Source organism: Streptomyces sp. NPDC002181 (assembly GCF_042890485.1).
Lineage (GTDB): Bacteria > Actinomycetota > Actinomycetes > Streptomycetales > Streptomycetaceae > Streptomyces.
Window position 1 is genome coordinate 105,063 of sequence record NZ_JBIASC010000016.1, and the last position, 16,635, is coordinate 121,697.

Below are 16,635 nucleotides of genomic sequence, written 5' to 3' on the forward strand. Positions count from 1 at the left end.
GCTGCCGATTCAACACGCCCCCCGCAGGGGGCGTAAGGGGGGGAGCGTCAGGCGCGCGATACTTCGTGAGGTGCGTCCAACGCGGAGATGATGGTGCGGAATTCACCGACCAGGGGGTGGTCGGGATGGGCTTCGGCGAATATGCGTTCGCCGTACAGGGCGGCCATTTCCGGCACATACGGAAGGATTCCGGCCAGGGGGGCGCCGTACACCTCCTCGGCGCGCCGGCGGACCTGTTGTCCGTCGATGCCCTCGGGGGCCATGCTCATGACCAGAGCCCGCCGGCAGGCCAGCCGCCCGGCCAGGGCGATGGTCTCCTCGACCCCCGAGAGGTCGATCCGGTCGGCCCGGGCCAGGATCATCAGGACGTCGGCGCTCGCCATGGCGGTCACCGACTCGTTGTTCAGCCCGGCGTGGGTGTCGAGCAGCAGCACGTCGAGCGCGTAGTGCTCGACCAGCCGGTCGAAGCCCTCGGGCAGCAGCCCGACGTCGTAGCCGCTGGTCATGAGCTCGCGCAGGGCCGCCGTCCCAGTCCGCGCCGGTACGACGTACAGCCCGGGCACGCCGACCGGCTGCGCCGTGGCCTCGATCTCGCAGCGACCGAGCAGGTAGTCGGCCAGGGAGGGACCCGGGCCGAGTCGGAAGAGCAGGTCCAGGGTGGGCGACTGGATGTCCGTGTCGACCACCCCCACCCGGCGCCCCTCGCCCGCGATGAGCAGGGCCAGGTTCGCCAGTACCGAGGACTTGCCGGTGCCCCCGCGGTGCGAGTGCACCACGATGGTCCGGGCCATCAGGCAACCGCCGTACGGCCCGCGGCCGTGGTCCCGTCCGCGCGCGGCCCCCGCGCCGCACGTGGCCGGTGCAGGGCCAGCATGGTGACGTCGTCGTGCTGTTCCGCCGCTCCGGTGTGCTCCCGTACCGCGGTGTCCATGAGGTCGACCACCTCCCGGCCGCTCGCCGGGGGGCCAGCGAGCAGCTCCAGCATCCGCTCGTCACCGAGGAAGCTGCCGTCGGGGCAGCGCGCCTCCGGCACTCCGTCGGTGAACACGAACAGGGTGTCGCCCGGGTTCAGCTGGGCGTAGCCGAGCGTGTAGACGCAGTCCGGCAGCACACCGACGGCGGGTCCGGTGACCTCCAGGGCGAGCGGGTCGCCGCCGTCGGCGCGCAGCAGCAGCGGCGCGTTGTGGCCCCCGTTGATGTACACGAGGCTGCCGGTCACGGGGTCGAGCACACCGAAGAACAGGGTGGCGAAGTAGCCCTGTCTCAGGTGGTTGCGGGTCAGGTAGCCGTTGGTGGCGGTGACCGCGTTGAGCAGTGGTGTCGCGCCGACGACCGGGATCCGCCGGCTGCCGCCGGCGCGCCCGGCGGCCACCAGGTGCTGGAGCCCGCTGTTCTCCGCGGTGTGCCGCAGCAGCGAGCGGATCAGCGCCATGAACAGCGCGGCGCCGACCCCCTTGTCGCAGACGTCGGCGACGACGAAGGCGAGGCGGCGGCCGCGGGAGATCTCGAAGACGTCGTAGAAGTCCCCGGCGACCTGCCGGGCGGGCCGGAATCGGACGTCGATCTCCCAGCCCTCGGGCACCGGCAGCGATTCGGGCAGGAAGCCGGCCTGGATCTCCCGGCCGATCTCCAGCTCCTTCTCGTAGCCCATGAGTTCGGCACGGGCGTCGGCCTCGCGCAGGGTGCGGCCGAGTCCGGCGCGCTCCGAGCAGCTGTGCAGCCGGGCCCCGACGAGGGCGGGCAGGAAGGGCGGTACGAGGTAGTCGTGGCCGAGCCGAACGTGCTCCTCCAGGGCGGCGAACTCCGTCACCGTCCAGACGACCACGATGGGAGCCCCCGCCCAGCGGCGCAGCCGCCGCACCGCGAGCCGCACCGACTCGCCGTCGGCCTCGGCCGGGGCGAGCAGGACGTCGGCGACGGGCAGCTCCTCGAGAGGGCCCCCGCGCAGCTCCGCCAGTGTGCGGGCGACGAGTTCCGCGTCCATCGAGCGGAGCGCGTCGAGCAGTTCGGGCGGAGGCGGCGGGTACTCGTCGAGGATGATCACGGTCGTGGAGGGCATGGGTCCGTCCCCTCAGCGTTCACAGTCAGCGTGCTGATGTTGCGGCCGTCCCTGCGTACGTAGCTGAATTCGTCCACGCTGGTCAGCGCCAGGTGGATGCCGAGTCCGCCGATCCTTCGCCGCTCGGGGGGAGTCCCGGGGGCGGGGGGCAGGCGGCCCTCGACGGGGTCGAACGCAGGCGCGGAGTCCGCTATGGAGATCTGCACCCGGCCGGGACCGGAGCGGCCGCGGACGGTGATCCGCCCGTCGCCGCCCCGGTACCCGTGCATCACGATGTTCGTGGCCAGCTCGTCCACGGCCAGCCGGATCCGGTACGCGGGCCCCTTGCCCAGGCACGCCCGGCCGGCCAGCCGCAGGACGAACGCGGCGATGTCGCCCAGTGCCCCGAGCGTGGCGGGCACCTCCAGCTCCGCGGGCGTCCTCGCCAGTTCGACCATGTCACTCATGCGATTCACTCATCGGAGAGCACGATGCTGCGGTCCAGCCCGGCCGTCCGGATGGTCCGGGAGACGGGCTCGATCGCGCCGACCACCTTGATGGTCACGTGGTTCGCCACCTTCTGCTGGGCGAAGACCAGGGACCGCAGCCCGGCGCTGGCCATGTAGCCGACACCGGCCATCCTGATCTCGACCGTGCCGGTGCCGTGCCCGGCGGCCTTCTCGATGGTCTGGTGGAAGTCCGGCGCGGTCTTGGCGTCCAGCTCGCCCGCCAGCTCGATCACGGTGGTGTCGCCCTCGATGCTCAGGGACACGGAAAGCGGCATGTCAGGTCTCCTTCGGCGCTGCGGTTGGAGCGTTCGGTCAGATCGGTTGGCGGCGGCTAGAGCTCGGGATCGGGCGTCCGGCCCACCAGGATCACGACCGAGCGCGGACCGATCAGGTACTTCCCGGCGTTCTCCAGCTCGGGCTCCCCGCCGGGGGTGCGGATGTCGTGCGGGGCCTCGGCCCCGGTGTCCGCGAACAGGTGCCAGCTGCGCCCGTGCGGCAGCGCGGGCAGCTCCAGGTCGTGCGCCTCCCAGTGCGAGTTCATGGCCACGTACACCACGTCGTCGTCCCCGGTGCCGCAGCGGGCCACGGCCAGCAGCCGGCTGTCCGCCGACCAGTCGGGCTGCCAGGCCCGCTCGCCGTGCCAGCTGATGTCCGGCAGTCCGAGGCTCTCGCGGACCTGGCCGGTGGGGTGGGAGGTGGAGCGCAGTTCGCGGTGGCGCCCGCGGAAGGCGATCATCTCCCGGGTGAACCGGAGCAGTTCGGCGTTCTCGTCGACCTGGTCCCAGTCGAACCAGGACAGCTCGTTGTCCTGGCAGTACGTGTTGTTGTTGCCCTGCTGGGTGCGGGCCACCTCGTCACCCGACAGGAGCATCGGGATGCCCTGGCTGGTCATGAGGATGGCGATCGCGTTCTTCATCTGGCGCGTGCGCAGCCGGTTGATCTCGGGGTCGTCGGTCGGCCCCTCGGCGCCGCAGTTCCAGCTGGCGTTGTCGTTGCCGCCGTCGTTGTTGCCCTCGCCGTTCGCCTCGTTGTGCTTGTCGTTGTACGAGACGAGGTCGGCCAGGGTGAAGCCGTCGTGGGCGGTGAGGAAGTTGACGGAGGCGGAGGTGCCGCGGGTGGAGTACAGGTCGGGCGAGCCGGCGATGCGGGTGGCCAGCTCCCCGGTCACCCCGGGGTCGCCCTTGAGGAAGCTGCGCACGGTGTCGCGGTACTTCCCGTTCCACTCGGCCCAGCGGCCGTACGCCGGGAAGTTGCCGACCTCGTAGAGGCCGCCCGCGTCCCAGGCCTCGGCGATGAGCTTGGTGTGCCGCAGGACGGGGTCGAAGGCGAGCAGCTCCAGCAGCGGCGGGTTGGGCAGCGGCGTGCCGTCCAGGGCCCGGCCGAGGATGGCCGCGAGGTCGAAGCGGAAGCCGTCGATGTGGTAGTCGGCGACCCAGTGGCGCAGGCAGTCGAGCACGAAGTTGCGCACGACGGGGTGGTTGCAGTTGACCGTGTTGCCCGTGCCGCTGAAGTTGAAGTAGTACCCCTCCGGCGTGAGCATGTAGTACGTGGCGTTGTCGAGCCCCTTGAAGGAGATCGTCGGGCCCTGCTCGTTGCCCTCGGCGGTGTGGTTGAAGACGACGTCGAGGATGACCTCGATGCCGGCCGCGTGCAGGTCCTTGATCAGGGTGCGGAACTCGTCGCCCTGCATCCCGTAGCGTCCGGTGGCCGCGTAGCCGGCCTTGGGCGCGAAGAACGAGACGGTGTTGTAGCCCCAGTAGTCGAAGAGGTGCTCGCCCGTCTCCGGGTTGGAGCGCATGTTGTCGCTCTCGTCGAACTCGAACACCGGGAGCAGTTCGATGCAGTTGACCCCGAGCTCCTTCAGGTACGGGATCTTCTCCCGCAGCCCCGCGAAGGTGCCCGGGGCGGTGACCCCCGAGGAGGGGTGCCGGGTGAAGCCGCGCACATGGGTCTCGTACACGACGAGGTCCTCCGCGGGCAGCCCCAGCGGGGTGTCGTCGCCCCAGTCGAAGTCCTGGAGGCAGACCCGCGAGCGGTACTGGTAGCCGCGGCTGCGGTCCGGCTCCACGCCCCACACGTCGCGGCCGGAGATCAGCCGGGCGTAGGGGTCGGAGAGGACCTGGCGGGCGTCGAAGCGGTGCCCGGAGACCGGGTCGTAGGGGCCGTCGGCCCGGTAGCCGTACTCGATGTTCTCGTGGTCGAGGCCGAAGACCGTCATGGCGAAGACGCTGCCGGTGCGGAACTCCTGGGGGAATTCCAGCTCGGCCATCGGCTCGGGCTCTCCGCGCTTGTAGATGACCAGGGTCATGGAGGTCGCCTGGTCGGAGTAGACGGAGAAACTGACCCCGCCGGGGACCACGTTGGCCCCGAAGGGGAACGGTTTGCCGGCGCGGACGCGGTACCCGCCCACTTCGTGGGTCGGGTACGCGTCGACGCGCAGCACCTGCTCGGACTGGGTCTCGGTCATCGCGCGGCCGCGGTCTTGAGGGCCGGGTCGGCCTTGGACTGCGCTGCCGCCGCTTCGCCGGTCTCGAAGAAGTCGAGGAAGCCGGTGGCCGACATGACGAACCGGACTTCCTCGCTCACCCCGTACAGGGTGACCGCGACCCCGGCGTGCTGGGCCTCGCGGTAGACGACGAGCAGGGTGCGCAGGCCCGCGCTGGACACGTACGTGACGGCCGTGAGGTCGATCCGCAGCGGCCGGCCCTCGCGGACCAGCGGCAGCAGGGACTGCAGCAGTTGTCCGGAGGTCTCACTGTTGATCTCGCCGGTGGCGACGAGGACCGTACCGCCCTTGTTGCGGCGTTCCTTGACGTTCAGAGACATTGCTTTCCCCTCTAGTCGGGGCGCCCCCCGTTGAGCGCTATGAAGTCACCGGGCGCAGCCGGACCTTGACCTTGATCCGTCCCTGGACGTCCGGCAGCCGGACGGTCAGACCGTCCGCGTCGAAGTCCCGGTACGGCTTCTCGTCGATCTCGACGGACGCGATCTGCACGGAGCCGGCGGGCAGCAGGTCGGGAGAGACCCGCAGCACGCGGTCGGGCAGGTTGGTCGGGTCGGGCTTGAAGTGGAAGTCCATTTCCCGCTTGTTGATCAGCAGGTTGTTGTAGACGGCGGACAGGTAGCAGAGCTCCGCCGAGTGGTACATGGACATCGAGTGGCTGCCCTTGAGCCGCTCCGTGCCGAGCAGGTACGGCGTACCGCTGGCGAGCACGTTGAAGTAGACGGCTCCCTCGTCGTGGTCGAGGAAGAACGTGTTGTAGAAGGCCTCCGCCTGCCGGGCCTCGCGCAGGAAGGCGTCGCCGCCGACCGTGCCGTTCAGGATGAGGTAGGCGAGGATCGCCTGCTCCTGCTGCCACCAGGCCTTGCGGTCGTGCCAGGCGAAACGATACGTCTCCTGCCCGTCCTTGCTGACGGACTTGACGCGCTCCACGACGTCGTACCAGCCGCCGCGCTGCACGTCGCTGCCGACCGCCGGCATGATCTCGCCGATCTTCTTGGCGAGGTCCTCGTACGCCGGCTTGGCCTTCAGCGAGTTCATCCGCATCAGGTTCCAGGCGATCTTGAGGTTGTGCCCGACGACCGCGCGGTTCTGCTGCCAGCTGTGCGCGGTGTCGTGCGACCAGTCGCGGAAGAAGCGCTCCTGGACGAACGGGCTGTTCTTGTAGTCCGGGAACTTGTCCGCGATGGTGTCGAAGGTGTACTCCAGGAAGTCGGCGTACCTCTGGTCGCCGGTCGCCAGGTACAGGTTGATCAGGTAGGCGGGCGCGTGGTCGCCGACCGAGTTCCAGTTCTTGCGCTCGGCGTTCTCGCCGAGGGACTCGTGGTCCGCGCTGAACAGGATCGGGTCGATGTGCGAGTAGTAGCCGCCCTGCTCCTCGTCCTTGAAGAACTTGTCGAACAGCCGGATGGTGGCGTCCGCGTCGTTCTTGATCCGGATGTCACCGGTGACCCGGTACGTCTGGATCGGGCCGGCCAGCGCGTAGATCTGCTCGTACATCGGGATCGCGTCGTAGTCGTCGGAGAACTCCGAGGTGAACAGCTTGCGCTCGCTGTCCCCGTCGACGCTGATGCCGTGGTACCAGAAGACCACGTCCTCCTCGCTGTCCACGACCCGCATGTGCTTGCGCAGGTACTCGGTGCCGCGCTCGGCGACCTCCAGGTACTCGTCCTTGCCGGTCAGCAGGTAGGCCGAGGCCATGCCGTAGACCAGGCGGGAGATCGTGTCGGTCTCCTGGACGTGGCTGGCGGTCTTGTCGCCGCCGAGCCGGATCTCGGTGCGGTACTCGGTGAAGTCCACCGGGCCCTCGCCGAACTGCGCCCGGATGTAGAAGTCGGCCAGCGACTCGATCTGCTTGACCCACCAGCTGGGCTCCTCGAACCGGTAGTCCTCGGCGCCGCGGCCCAGGAAGACCAGGCGCTTGGCGTCGAAACGCCCGCCGGCCTCCGGGTAGTGGACGCCGTAGACGAAGAGGAACCGTCCGGGCGAGAGCATCTCGTCGATGTGCCCGGAGGCGTCGATGTACGGCTCGTCCAGGTTGCGGACCAGCTCGGCGCTCGGGTCACCCGCCAGGGAGACGTCGAACTCGCGCCCGTCCGAGGTCTTCAGCCGCAGCAGGCGGGACTCGGAGTCGAAGCGGCCGACGTAGCCCGCGATGGTGTCGGAGAAGGAGAAGCTCACGGCGTCCGCCATGTCATGCACCGTCCTTGTCGTGTGAGCGGTCGTCCTCGAATCCCTGACTGACCTCGACGATCACCCCGTCGGGATCGCGGACCCACACGGTCCGCCAGCCGCAGATGAAGTCGTCGAAGTCCAGCGGGCCCAGGGTCACTTCGGCCGCGTCCCCCAGCTCGGCCAGGAACGCGTCCACGCTGTCGGTCTGAAAGGCCAGGTGGCGCATCCGGCCGGGGGCCTGCGGCCCGTCTCCCCCGGCTGCCGCCGGGGGGACCCCCGGAGCCGTACGAGCCGGTTCGGTGGCCGCCGCGAAGAGCTCCAGGTACGCGTCCCCCTTGCGCAGGAACACGATCTGCGACTCCCCGAGGTCGACGACCCGGGCCCGGGCGAAGCCGAAGTACCGGGTGTAGAAGTCCTCTGTCGTCTTCTGGTCCGCGCAGTTCAGTCCCACGTGCGACCAGACCATCGCGCGTTCCCCGGCGCCGGGCATCAGGCGCTCCCCCGGCCCCGCCCCGCCGCGATCAGCTCGATGATCCGGCGGGCGAAGAGGTGGTGGTGGGCTCCGGTGCGGCCGGTGACCAGGTCACCGTCGACCACCACGTCCTCGTTGACGTACTCGGCGCCCATGTTGCGGACGTCGCCGATGAGGTTGTTGTGGCAGACCACCTTGCGGCCCCGGATCTTGTCCGGGATCGAGGCGGCCAGCCACATGCCGTGGCAGATGATCCCCTTGAGGACCGTCGGCTCCTCGAAGGCCCGGCGCAGCAGCTCCGTCGCCGGCGCGAGGACGTCCACGTCCTCGGTGTAGCGCAGCCGGTCGGCCACCATGCCCGAGGGCACGATGATCGCCGCGTACCGGCGCAGCTCCTCGTCGCTCAGCCCCTCCAGGGACTTGTCGGCGGTGAACGGCGCCCGGTACTCGTGCCCGGAGAAGGTGATGGAGCCGTTGCCCCACAGCCGGGTCAGGAAGTCGACCTCGGCGCCCTCCTCGGCGAACCGGTGCTGGTAGTAGAAGATCTCCGGCTCGTAGAAGTCGCTCTCGACCAGGACCGCGATCCGGGTCCCGCTCAGCGCGCCCTCGCGCAGTACGGCGTCAGGCACGGGAGGTCCCCCTCAGGAAGTCCGCCGCGCGCTCGGCGATCATCGCGATGGCGGTGTGGCAGTTGCCCGACGGGACGGCGGGCATCACGCTGGCGTCGACGACGCGCAGGTTGCGTACGCCGTGCACCCGCAGCTCGGGGTCGACGACGGAGAGGTCGTCGATGCCCATGCGGCAGGAGCCGGCCTGGTGGTGGTAGCTCTCCGACTTCTGCTTCGCGAAGGTCCGCAGGTCCTCGTCGGAGACGAAGCCGGGACCGGGCTGGAGCTCCTGCTTGTACCAGGGCGAGAAGGCCGAGGTCGCGAAGATCTCCCGGGCCAGCTTGATCCCCTGCACCATCCGCTCCAGGTCCCACCGGTCGCCCAGGTAGTTCGGGTTGATCAGCGGGTGGGCCAGCGGATCGGCGCTCGCGAGCCGGATCCAGCCGCGCGAGACGGGGCGTACGACGCCGGGGAGGATGCTCACCGTGTTCGGGTGGTCCTTGCCGACGATCACGTCGAACGGCACGTGGACGAAGGCGATCTGGAGGTCGGGAGCGGGAAGACCGGGCCGGGACGAGAGGAACAGAGCGCTCTCCGACAGGTTCTGTGCCGGGGGCGGGAGCTCCTGGGTGACCTCGGCCATCAGCCCGGTCAGTACGTGGTTGTGGAAGTTCTCGCCGACCCCGGGCAGCGCCGCGACCGTCTCGATGCCGTGCTCGCGCAGCTGCCCGGGGTCGCCGATGCCGGAGAGCAGCAGCAGCTTCGGCGACTCGATCGCCCCCGCGGCCACGATCACCTCGCGGCGGGCCCGTACGGAGTGGGCTCCCGGCTCGGTGGCCGTACCGTGCGCGTCGCGCACGGTACGGCCCGGGAACCCGGCCGGCGGCGCGAGCTGCGTGTACTCGACGCCCGTGCAGGTGTCGCCGTCGAAGAGCAGGCGGGTGGTCTGGGCGCTGGTGCGCAGCGTCAGATTGGACCGCTCCAGCGCCGGCTCCAGGTAGGCGGCGAGGGTGCCCTGGCGGCGCCCGTCGGCCACGTCGATGTGGTGCCAGCCGGTGCCGAAGAGGCCGCGCCGGGGCCCGTCGGTGTTGAAGTCGGTGATCTCCTGGTGGCCGAGTTCCACGGCCGCGTCGATGAACGCGCGGGAGACCGGGTTGGGGCCGTGCTGCCCGGCGTTGGTGATGCGCTGCGGGCCGCGGGTGCCGGTGGTGGGCGCGGTGGCGTCCTCCTGGCCCTCCAGGAGGGCGAAGTAGGGCAGGACGTCCTCGTGGCCCCAGCCGGCGGCGCCCTGGTAGGCCCAGTTGTCGAAGTCCGAGGCGTGGCCCCGGATGTGCATCATGATGTACAGGTTGCTGCTGCCGCCGGGGGCCTTGCCGCGCGGTTCGTACGTACGGCGGCCGTCGAGCCCGGGCTGCGGGACGCTGGTGTAGCCCCAGTCGACGGGCCCGCCGAGCAGCTTGTACCAGGAGGACGGATCGTCCACCTCGGGCGGGATGCGGTTGCCGCCCGCCTCCAGGACCAGGACGGAGACGTCCGGGTCCTGCGAGAGCCGGTTCGCGAGGACGCTGCCCGCGGTGCCGGATCCCACGATGACGTAGTCGTACTCTTCTCTCTCGGCGTTTCCCACGAGTCGGCCCCCTCAGCCCTGGCTCAGCACCTGGAAGGGGACGGTGTCGTGGTAGTTCGCCATGTACGCGATCTTTCCGTCCACGATCCGGAAGAAGTTCATGACCTCGGCCTCGATCGCCTCGCCCGCGGGGCTGACGGCGCTGAGGTGGGAGACGGCGGCGGCCTTCTCCCCGTCGACGAGGAAGTGCACCGGCTCGTTCCGGAAGACCCGGTACATGGTCCCCATGCCCTTCATCATCGAGCGCAGGACCTCCAGGCCCTCGATGTGTCCGGCGAGCTGCTCGTCCATGACCTGGTCCTCGGCGAACAGGTCGCACCAGCGGTCCCAGTCCCCGGCGTTGGCGTACTCGTAGTACTTCTCAAGGATCTGTCGTGCGTCCACAGCGCTCCTCCCCCTATCGGTCGCGGCGGGTTCCGTCGGGCGCGAACGGCGCCCAGAACTGGCTGAAGGCGGTCGCCGAGTCCCCGAAGAGCCCGTCGCGGCCCTCGATGATCCGGCCGTCCCGCCACCGCATGAAGTGGAAGACGGGGTAGTCCATCCGCTCGTACGGGGACCGGCTCGCCTGGTCGGCGCCGTCGCGCAGGGCGACGTTGCGGCAGACGTCGGCGCTGCAGTCCTCGCCGACGAGGACCGCCTGGATGTCCATCCGGAAGGTGCCGCCCGTGAGCTTGTGGGTCTGCCCCATCAGCTCCAGGAAGGCGTCCAGGCTCTCGTACCAGCCGGCCAGCGGGTGGCTCCCCGGCACCAGCCAGCGCAGGTCCTCGGAGTAGTACTCCAGGATGCGGGCCCGGTCGCCGGAGCCGAGGGCGGCGTACGCCGCCTCGACCCGCTCCCGTGTCACTTCGGTCATCGTCGCTTCTCCTTCGCCTGCCCCGCTCCCGCGCTCAGAGCGAGCCGGAACCGGGCATGGGGGCCAGGTCGTTGACGGTGTACTGCTTGATCAGCGGTCCGTCGGGACCGGCCACGACCGTCCAGGTCTGGTCGGCGTCGAAGCCGAGCCACTCGCTGCGGGCGGCCGGCGGGTCCCAGATCTTGGCCTGCCAGTTGACCAGGACCCGGACGACGGCGCGGTCGCCCTCGATGACGGGCTCCACCTTCGTGACGGTGTGGACCTCGTCGAAGAAGCGGTGGGTGACGGCCTCGTACCAGCGGCCGAAGCCCTCGTGGCCGATGAAGGTGTCCTCGGGGACCTTGAACTCCAGGTCCTCGGTGATCATGGCCAGCACCTGGTCGGGCGGCAGGTGCTGGTCCAGGGCCACGTACCAGTTCTCCGCGAAGGTGCGGATCGCGTCCTCGGTCAGCCGCTCGGCGGGCATGCGTCTCCTCCTGTCCGTGGTGGTGTGCGGTGCGTCAGATCTGTACGTCGACCAGGAACGGTCCGGGGTGCTCCAGCATCCGGCCCACGGCGGCGACCGCCTCGTCCGGCTTCTCCACCCTCGTCCCCCCGGCGCCGAGCGCCCGCGCCAGGCCGGCGAAGTCGATCTCCGGGTGGGAGAGGTCGAAGGAGCCCGGGAAGCCGTGCTCCGGGATGTCCCGCTCCCGCCAGTACTGGGCGATGTTGTCGTCCAGCAGCCGGTACTTGCGGTTGTTGCAGACCACGAACTTGGCGTCGATGCCGTGCCGGACCGCGGTCCACAGCGCCTGGTACGTGTACATCGACCCGCCGTCGCCCGCGAAGCCGACGACGAGGCGGTCCGGGCGGGCCAGCTTGGCGCCGACCGCCCCCGGGAAGCCCACGCCGAGGGAGCCGCCCCGGGTGAGGTGGTAGTCGCCCGGGCGCTCCGGCGGCAGGTACCGGGTCACCAGCGGCGAGGTGGTCAGCGCCTCGTCGAAGACGATCAGGTCCCCGCCGGTGCGCTCGGCCAGGGTCCGCAGGAAGACGGCCATCGGCGTGGCGTCCTCCCCGGTGTCCGTGCCCCGGGCGGCCAGGGCCCGCTCCCGGGTGCGGGCGTCGAGCCGGGAGGCCGCGGCCGCCCGCCGCTGCGGGCTCAGCCGGCGTTCGAGTACGCCGGCCAACGCGTGCAGCGCCTGCTTCGGGTCGGCGGCCAGGCCCAGGTCCACCGGATGGTTCTTGGCGATCTCGTAGGCGTTCAGGTCGATGTGGACGACCTTGGCGCCGGGCCTGAAGGGGTTCTCCAGCTCGGGGAACACCTCCGGGAAGACGTAGGTGCCGACGATCAGCACCCCGTCGGCGCCGGCGACGAGCTCCTTGCTGTGCGGGCCGAACATGTGGCCGGTCTGGCCGCGCCGCAGCGGGTGCGAGGCCGCGATGTTCACCTCGGAGGAGTCCACCTCGTACACGTCCGCGCCCAACAGCTCGGCGACGGCCACGAGTTCGCGCTGGGCCCCGGAGAGCGAGACCCCGTCCCCGACGAGGATCACGGGCCGCTCCGCGGAGGCGAGCAGCTCGGCCGCCCGCCCCACCGAGGCCGGCGAGGGCGCGACGTCGGTGAGCGGTACCGCGGCGGGCAGGACGGGCTCGGAGTTCAGCTCGTCCAGTACGTCCATCGGCAGCGCCACGAACACCGGACCGCGCGGCGGGGTCAGGGCGATCTTGACCGCCCGCCGGATGGTGCGCAGTACGGAGTCCCGGTCGGTGACCCGGGTCGCGTACTTCGTCACCGGCTTCGCCATCGCCACCAGGTCGGAGGCCATCTGCGCGTCCATGGCGTCGTAGCGGACCCCGGCGTCGCCGGCGACCACGACGAGCGGGGTGTGGCCGCGCAGCGACTGGTACAGCATCCCGATGCCGTTGCCCAGCCCCACCCCGGAGTGCAGCTGGAGCAGTGCCGCGCCGCCGGTGGCCCGGGCGTAGCCGTCGGCGATGCCGGCGGCCACGGTCTCCTGGAGGGCGAGGACGTAATGGAAGTCCTCCGCCGCGTCCACCGCGTCGAGGAATCCCTGTTCCACCGTCCCCGGATTTCCGAACATCACATTCAGGCCGTCGGCCTTGAACTGCTCGATCAGCCTTTCCCGTCCGGGAGTGGCTTCCATGATTCCCCCTACCACCCGTAACGGGTGAGACCGTCCTCCAGGACTTCCACGATCTTCTGCCCCGTCAGATATGAATCAGGGGTGGAACGGCCGGTCACGAACGGGTAGTCGACGATCACCGAAAGCGGGTGGCCGAAATTCCCGTGATACGCGCCGCGCGGCCCGGTGGCATCGCGCAGGATGTACTCCAGCGGGTACGGCGGCGGACCCATGTTGAAGTCGGTGCCGAGGAATCCGGTCCCGTCCTTGTAGTCGTATTCCTTGCAGTGGCCGGTGACGTGCTTGCCCCAGATGATGCTCTTGCGGTCGCCCCAGTCGCGGGCGAAGGCCAGGCAGGCCACGCCGTAGCACTCGGCGGCCACGACCTTGCCGGCGTCCTTGAAGGCCAGGATCAGCGCGTGGACGCGCTCGTTGTTGGCGAGGTCGACGATGGGGCCGCTGCCGCCGACGATCAGGAGCGCGTCGTAGCCGGCGATGTCGGCTTCCAGCTTCTCCAGATCGCGGTGGTACTGCTCCAGCTTGCGCAGGTAGCCCTCGTCGCTCGTGTACGGGCGTTCGGGTGCCCACGCCTCGATGTCGAGCGGCGTGTCCAGCCGGCTCGACTGCTCGAACTCCCTCCCCAGCCGGGCGTTCTCCTCGGTGGTGACCGAGCGTCCCAGCGGAGGGTCGATGAAGTTCGCGTCGAGGCTCGGCGGAAGAGCGTGCGGACGCTTTCCGGTCGGCGTGGCGAATACGACTTCGTAGCCCCGCTCGTCGAACTTCGAAACCGGGCCTATCAGTTCTTCGGCCCAGTAACCGTGTTCGGAGACAATGACCAGAATCTTTCTGCTCACGGATTCCTCCAGGCGCCGCCTGTTGTCGTTGGCCTGACCCACACTGCTTGTGTCCGAGGGCTGCGTCAAAGCGCCCGTATGCGACTTGGTGAGGTAGGAGGGCAGGTCACGGGGGCACCTCAGGTAGTCACTCCGGGAGGTCATGAAGTAGCCGCGAGACTTCATGACCTCGGCCGAATCACTGAACCATTACGGGGGCACCGCCCTATGGTCTGGACGCGCCGTGAATCAGGGGTGCGCGAAGGATCGAGGAGAGGGACGGGGACGATGACGACGGACCTGTTGTGCACACACATCGATCAGATACGTCCGGTGAAACCAGGAACCGAGGGATGCGAGGAGTGCCTCGCCCTCGGCGACAGCTGGGTGCACCTGAGGATGTGCCTCAGCTGCGGGCACGTCGGATGCTGCGACTCCTCCAAGAACCGGCACGCCACCAAGCACTACCGCTCCACGGAGCACCCCATCGCGGCCTCGCACGAGCCCGGCGAGGCGTGGGCCTGGTGCTACGCCGACAAGCTGATGCTGGACGCGGCATGAGCGCGGCCCCGGAGAGCGCCACCGCCCCCGCGACCACCCCCGCCAACGGGGCCGCGGCAGAGCGGGCCGAGAGCAGGAAGCCCGTCATCCTGGCCGTGGACGACGATCCGCAGGTGCTGCGGGCCGTCCGCCGCGACCTGCGCAGCGCGTACGGCGACCGCTACCGGGTGCTCGGCGCCTCCTCCGCCGCCGACGCCCTCAAGATCCTGGACTCCCTCGACGAGCGCGGCCACGATCCGGCGCTGTTCCTCGTGGACCAGCGGATGCCCGACGTGACCGGCGTGGAGTTCCTGCTGGAGGCGGTCAGCCGCTTCCCGGACGCCCGCCGCGTGCTGCTCACGGCGTACGCGGAGACCGACGCGGCGATCACCGCCATCAACCGGGTCCGGCTGGACTACTACCTGCTCAAGCCGTGGGACCCGCCGCACGAGCGGCTCTTCCCGGTGCTGGACGACCTGCTCTCCGACTGGCTGGCCACCTACCGCCCCGCGTACGACGGCATCATCGTCGCCGGGCACCTCGTCTCCCCCGGCACGCACGCCGTACGGGACTTCTTCACCCGCAACGGCCAGCCGTTCCGCTTCCTGAACGTGGAACGGGACCCCGAGGCGCTGACCCTGATCGCCGCCCAGCCCGACGCGGTGCTGCCCCTCGTCCGCTTCCCGGACGGGTCGGTGCTCTCCGCACCGTCCGACACCCTGCTGGCCCAGCGCCTCGGGCTCGCCACCACCGCCTCGCGCCCGCACTACGAGTGCGTCATCGTCGGCGCGGGCCCGGCGGGCCTGGCGGCCGGCGTCTACTCCGCCTCGGAGGGCCTGTCCACCCTGATGCTGGACTCCCGCGCCCCGGGCGGCCAGGCGGGCACCTCCAGCCTGATCGAGAACTACCTGGGCTTCCCCTCCGGCCTCTCCGGCGGCGACCTGACCCGCCGCGCCACCATCCAGGCCTCCCGCTTCGGCGCCGAGATCCTGCACCCGGTGGAGGTGGTCTCCCTGACCCGGGACGACCCGGCGAAGATCCTGACCCTGGCCGACGGCACGGAGATCAGCGCCGAGACGGTCCTGCTGGCCACCGGGGTCTCGTACAACCGCCTGGAGGCCCCCGGCGCCGACCGTTTCGAGGGCGCGGGGCTCTACTACGGCGCGGCGACGACGGAGAGCTCGGCGTGCATCTCGCAGCACGTGTTCATCGTGGGCGGCGCCAACTCGGCCGGCCAGGCGGCGGTGCACTTCGCCAAGTACGCCGCCAAGGTGACCATCCTGGTGCGCGCCGAATCGCTGGACGCGAGCATGTCCCGCTACCTGATCGACGAGATCGACCGCACCCCGAACATCGAGGTCAAGGTCCGCACGACGGTGGTCCGGCTGGACGGCGAGGAGCACCTGGAGCAGCTGACCCTGCACGACGCGACGACGGGCGGGGACACCCGGGTACCGGCCCGGTTCATGTTCACGTTCATCGGCGCCCGCCCGCACACCGACTGGCTCTCGGGCGTGGTCGAGCGCGATGAGTACGGCTTCGTGCTCACCGGGTCCGACCTGATCGCGAACGGCGGGGAGCTCCCGGCGGAGTGGAGCCTGGAGCGCGCCCCCTACCCGCTGGAGACGAGCGTTCCGGGCGTGTTCGCTGCCGGCGACGTACGGGCCCACTCGGTCAAGCGCGTGGCCTCGGGCGTGGGCGAGGGGGCGATGGCGGTCTCGCTGATCCACCGGTACCGCTCGATGGGCTGAGAGCGAACACGAATCCGCTTGCGATCAAGCCGGCACCGGATGCAACGTTGATTACATGATTACATCCGAGCAGAGCGAGCAGCTTCGCACGTGGTTCGCGGACCGCCTTCCGGTGGACGTGTACGAGTCCCTGGTCGAGGTCTCGGTCGACCGCGAGGAGATCACGGTCGTCGGCACCATCCCGGCGACCGAGTCCGTCAAGGAGTTCCGCGAGCGCACCCGCGAGCAGCGCGTCGAGGTCGCGCGGGAGGCGGAGGAGCTCTACCGCCGCAAGGTCGCCTGGGCCGTCCAGTCCGGCGACGACCGCGTCCTGTTCACGCACCTGGCGGTCCCGGTGATGACGCGCCTGCGCCAGCCGGAGCGGGGGGTCCTCGACACCCTGGTGGCGGGCGGCGTCGCCCGCAGCCGGGCCGACGCCCTCGCCTGGTGCGTCCGTCTCGTCGGACGCAACACGGACGAGTGGCTGACCGAGCTCCGCGACTCGCTGGCCAAGGTCCAGCAGGTCCGCGCGGCCGGCCCCGACGTCTCGGACGCCGCCGAGACCTCCGAGACCTCCGAGACCTCCGAGACCTCCGACTCCAAGAAGTCTGAGTCGGAATGACGAAA

Annotated in this window: 18 protein-coding genes; 3 read left to right on the forward strand and 15 right to left on the reverse strand. The window is 70.1% G+C overall.

Annotated elements, in window-relative coordinates:
• Positions 1-47 precede the first annotated feature (47 nt).
• From ACFYXV_RS30655 to ACFYXV_RS30725, 15 genes are read right to left on the reverse strand one after another with little or no spacing between them, the layout of a single operon-like run.
• Positions 48-791, reverse strand: a complete 744-nt coding sequence (locus ACFYXV_RS30655) for a MinD/ParA family protein (protein WP_383348963.1) — start codon at positions 789-791, stop codon at positions 48-50.
• Positions 791-2,059, reverse strand: coding sequence for a PP2C family protein-serine/threonine phosphatase (locus ACFYXV_RS30660; RefSeq protein ID WP_385474731.1), 1,269 nt, complete (start codon positions 2,057-2,059; stop codon positions 791-793). Before ACFYXV_RS30660 ends, ACFYXV_RS30655 begins: the two co-directional genes overlap by 1 nt.
• Positions 2,041-2,505, reverse strand: a complete 465-nt coding sequence (locus tag ACFYXV_RS30665; RefSeq protein ID WP_383348958.1) for an ATP-binding protein — start codon at positions 2,503-2,505, stop codon at positions 2,041-2,043. The genes ACFYXV_RS30660 and ACFYXV_RS30665 overlap by 19 nt, the downstream gene beginning before the upstream one ends.
• A gap of 5 nt (positions 2,506-2,510) precedes the next feature.
• Complete coding sequence (locus ACFYXV_RS30670) at positions 2,511-2,822, reverse strand: STAS domain-containing protein (protein ID WP_030157520.1); 312 nt, start codon at positions 2,820-2,822, stop codon at positions 2,511-2,513.
• Positions 2,823-2,878: 56 nt separating this feature from the next.
• Positions 2,879-5,014, reverse strand: coding sequence for a glycogen debranching protein GlgX (glgX, locus tag ACFYXV_RS30675; protein ID WP_389384636.1), 2,136 nt, complete (start codon positions 5,012-5,014; stop codon positions 2,879-2,881).
• Positions 5,011-5,373, reverse strand: a complete 363-nt coding sequence (locus ACFYXV_RS30680; RefSeq protein ID WP_383348953.1) for an STAS domain-containing protein — start codon at positions 5,371-5,373, stop codon at positions 5,011-5,013. Before ACFYXV_RS30680 ends, glgX begins: the two co-directional genes overlap by 4 nt.
• Positions 5,374-5,410: 37 nt before the next feature.
• Positions 5,411-7,240 carry an AGE family epimerase/isomerase gene (locus ACFYXV_RS30685; protein ID WP_385474727.1) on the reverse strand — a complete coding sequence of 610 codons (1,830 nt, stop codon included), beginning with the start codon at positions 7,238-7,240 and terminating at the stop codon, positions 5,411-5,413.
• Position 7,241: 1 nt separating this feature from the next.
• Positions 7,242-7,712, reverse strand: coding sequence for a VOC family protein (locus ACFYXV_RS30690; protein WP_389384637.1), 471 nt, complete (start codon positions 7,710-7,712; stop codon positions 7,242-7,244).
• A complete protein-coding gene (locus tag ACFYXV_RS30695) occupies positions 7,712-8,323 on the reverse strand; it encodes a DJ-1/PfpI family protein (protein ID WP_385474723.1) in 612 nt (203 codons plus the stop codon). The genes ACFYXV_RS30690 and ACFYXV_RS30695 overlap by 1 nt, the downstream gene beginning before the upstream one ends.
• Entirely contained in the window at positions 8,316-9,929 is a 1,614-nt protein-coding gene (locus tag ACFYXV_RS30700; RefSeq protein ID WP_385474721.1) for a GMC family oxidoreductase, read from the reverse strand. Before ACFYXV_RS30700 ends, ACFYXV_RS30695 begins: the two co-directional genes overlap by 8 nt.
• A gap of 12 nt (positions 9,930-9,941) precedes the next feature.
• Positions 9,942-10,313, reverse strand: a complete 372-nt coding sequence (locus tag ACFYXV_RS30705) for a nuclear transport factor 2 family protein (protein WP_385474720.1) — start codon at positions 10,311-10,313, stop codon at positions 9,942-9,944.
• Positions 10,314-10,326: 13 nt separating this feature from the next.
• A complete protein-coding gene (locus tag ACFYXV_RS30710) occupies positions 10,327-10,782 on the reverse strand; it encodes a nuclear transport factor 2 family protein (protein WP_384713399.1) in 456 nt (151 codons plus the stop codon).
• Positions 10,783-10,816: 34 nt separating this feature from the next.
• Positions 10,817-11,248: a nuclear transport factor 2 family protein gene (locus ACFYXV_RS30715; RefSeq protein ID WP_385474717.1), complete on the reverse strand. Its 432-nt coding sequence runs from the start codon at positions 11,246-11,248 to the stop codon at positions 10,817-10,819.
• 34 nt (positions 11,249-11,282) lie between these two features.
• Positions 11,283-12,926 (reverse strand): thiamine pyrophosphate-binding protein, encoded by a 1,644-nt coding sequence (locus ACFYXV_RS30720; protein WP_389384638.1) that lies wholly within the window; start codon positions 12,924-12,926, stop codon positions 11,283-11,285.
• A gap of 8 nt (positions 12,927-12,934) precedes the next feature.
• Positions 12,935-13,759 carry a type 1 glutamine amidotransferase domain-containing protein gene (locus ACFYXV_RS30725; RefSeq protein WP_389384639.1) on the reverse strand — a complete coding sequence of 275 codons (825 nt, stop codon included), beginning with the start codon at positions 13,757-13,759 and terminating at the stop codon, positions 12,935-12,937.
• A gap of 267 nt (positions 13,760-14,026) precedes the next feature.
• Between ACFYXV_RS30725 and ACFYXV_RS30730 the strand changes: the two genes are divergently transcribed.
• The 3 genes from ACFYXV_RS30730 to ACFYXV_RS30740 are packed head-to-tail and all read left to right on the forward strand — an operon-like array spanning position 14,027 to position 16,630.
• A complete protein-coding gene (locus tag ACFYXV_RS30730; protein WP_366105158.1) occupies positions 14,027-14,299 on the forward strand; it encodes a UBP-type zinc finger domain-containing protein in 273 nt (90 codons plus the stop codon).
• Positions 14,296-16,029: an FAD-dependent oxidoreductase gene (locus tag ACFYXV_RS30735; protein ID WP_385474712.1), complete on the forward strand. Its 1,734-nt coding sequence runs from the start codon at positions 14,296-14,298 to the stop codon at positions 16,027-16,029. Before ACFYXV_RS30730 ends, ACFYXV_RS30735 begins: the two co-directional genes overlap by 4 nt.
• Positions 16,030-16,084: 55 nt before the next feature.
• Complete coding sequence (locus ACFYXV_RS30740) at positions 16,085-16,630, forward strand: hypothetical protein (RefSeq protein ID WP_389384640.1); 546 nt, start codon at positions 16,085-16,087, stop codon at positions 16,628-16,630.
• Positions 16,631-16,635: the final 5 nt, after the last annotated feature.

Excerpts from the sequence above, each read along its gene's own strand:
- ACFYXV_RS30655 (WP_383348963.1), bottom strand. The coding sequence starts at position 791 with ATGGCCCGGACCATCGTGGTGCACTCGCACCGCGGGGGCACCGGCAAG.
- ACFYXV_RS30660 (WP_385474731.1), bottom strand. The coding sequence starts at position 2,059 with ATGCCCTCCACGACCGTGATCATCCTCGACGAGTACCCGCCGCCTCCG.
- ACFYXV_RS30665 (WP_383348958.1), bottom strand. The coding sequence starts at position 2,505 with ATGAGTGACATGGTCGAACTGGCGAGGACGCCCGCGGAGCTGGAGGTG.
- ACFYXV_RS30670 (WP_030157520.1), bottom strand. The coding sequence starts at position 2,822 with ATGCCGCTTTCCGTGTCCCTGAGCATCGAGGGCGACACCACCGTGATC.
- glgX (WP_389384636.1), bottom strand. The coding sequence starts at position 5,014 with ATGACCGAGACCCAGTCCGAGCAGGTGCTGCGCGTCGACGCGTACCCG.
- ACFYXV_RS30680 (WP_383348953.1), bottom strand. The coding sequence starts at position 5,373 with ATGTCTCTGAACGTCAAGGAACGCCGCAACAAGGGCGGTACGGTCCTC.
- ACFYXV_RS30685 (WP_385474727.1), bottom strand. The coding sequence starts at position 7,240 with ATGGCGGACGCCGTGAGCTTCTCCTTCTCCGACACCATCGCGGGCTAC.
- ACFYXV_RS30690 (WP_389384637.1), bottom strand. The coding sequence starts at position 7,712 with ATGCCCGGCGCCGGGGAACGCGCGATGGTCTGGTCGCACGTGGGACTG.
- ACFYXV_RS30710 (WP_384713399.1), bottom strand. The coding sequence starts at position 10,782 with ATGACCGAAGTGACACGGGAGCGGGTCGAGGCGGCGTACGCCGCCCTC.
- ACFYXV_RS30715 (WP_385474717.1), bottom strand. The coding sequence starts at position 11,248 with ATGCCCGCCGAGCGGCTGACCGAGGACGCGATCCGCACCTTCGCGGAG.
- ACFYXV_RS30720 (WP_389384638.1), bottom strand. The coding sequence starts at position 12,926 with ATGGAAGCCACTCCCGGACGGGAAAGGCTGATCGAGCAGTTCAAGGCC.
- ACFYXV_RS30730 (WP_366105158.1), top strand. The coding sequence starts at position 14,027 with ATGACGACGGACCTGTTGTGCACACACATCGATCAGATACGTCCGGTG.
- ACFYXV_RS30735 (WP_385474712.1), top strand. The coding sequence starts at position 14,296 with ATGAGCGCGGCCCCGGAGAGCGCCACCGCCCCCGCGACCACCCCCGCC.
- ACFYXV_RS30740 (WP_389384640.1), top strand. The coding sequence starts at position 16,085 with ATGATTACATCCGAGCAGAGCGAGCAGCTTCGCACGTGGTTCGCGGAC.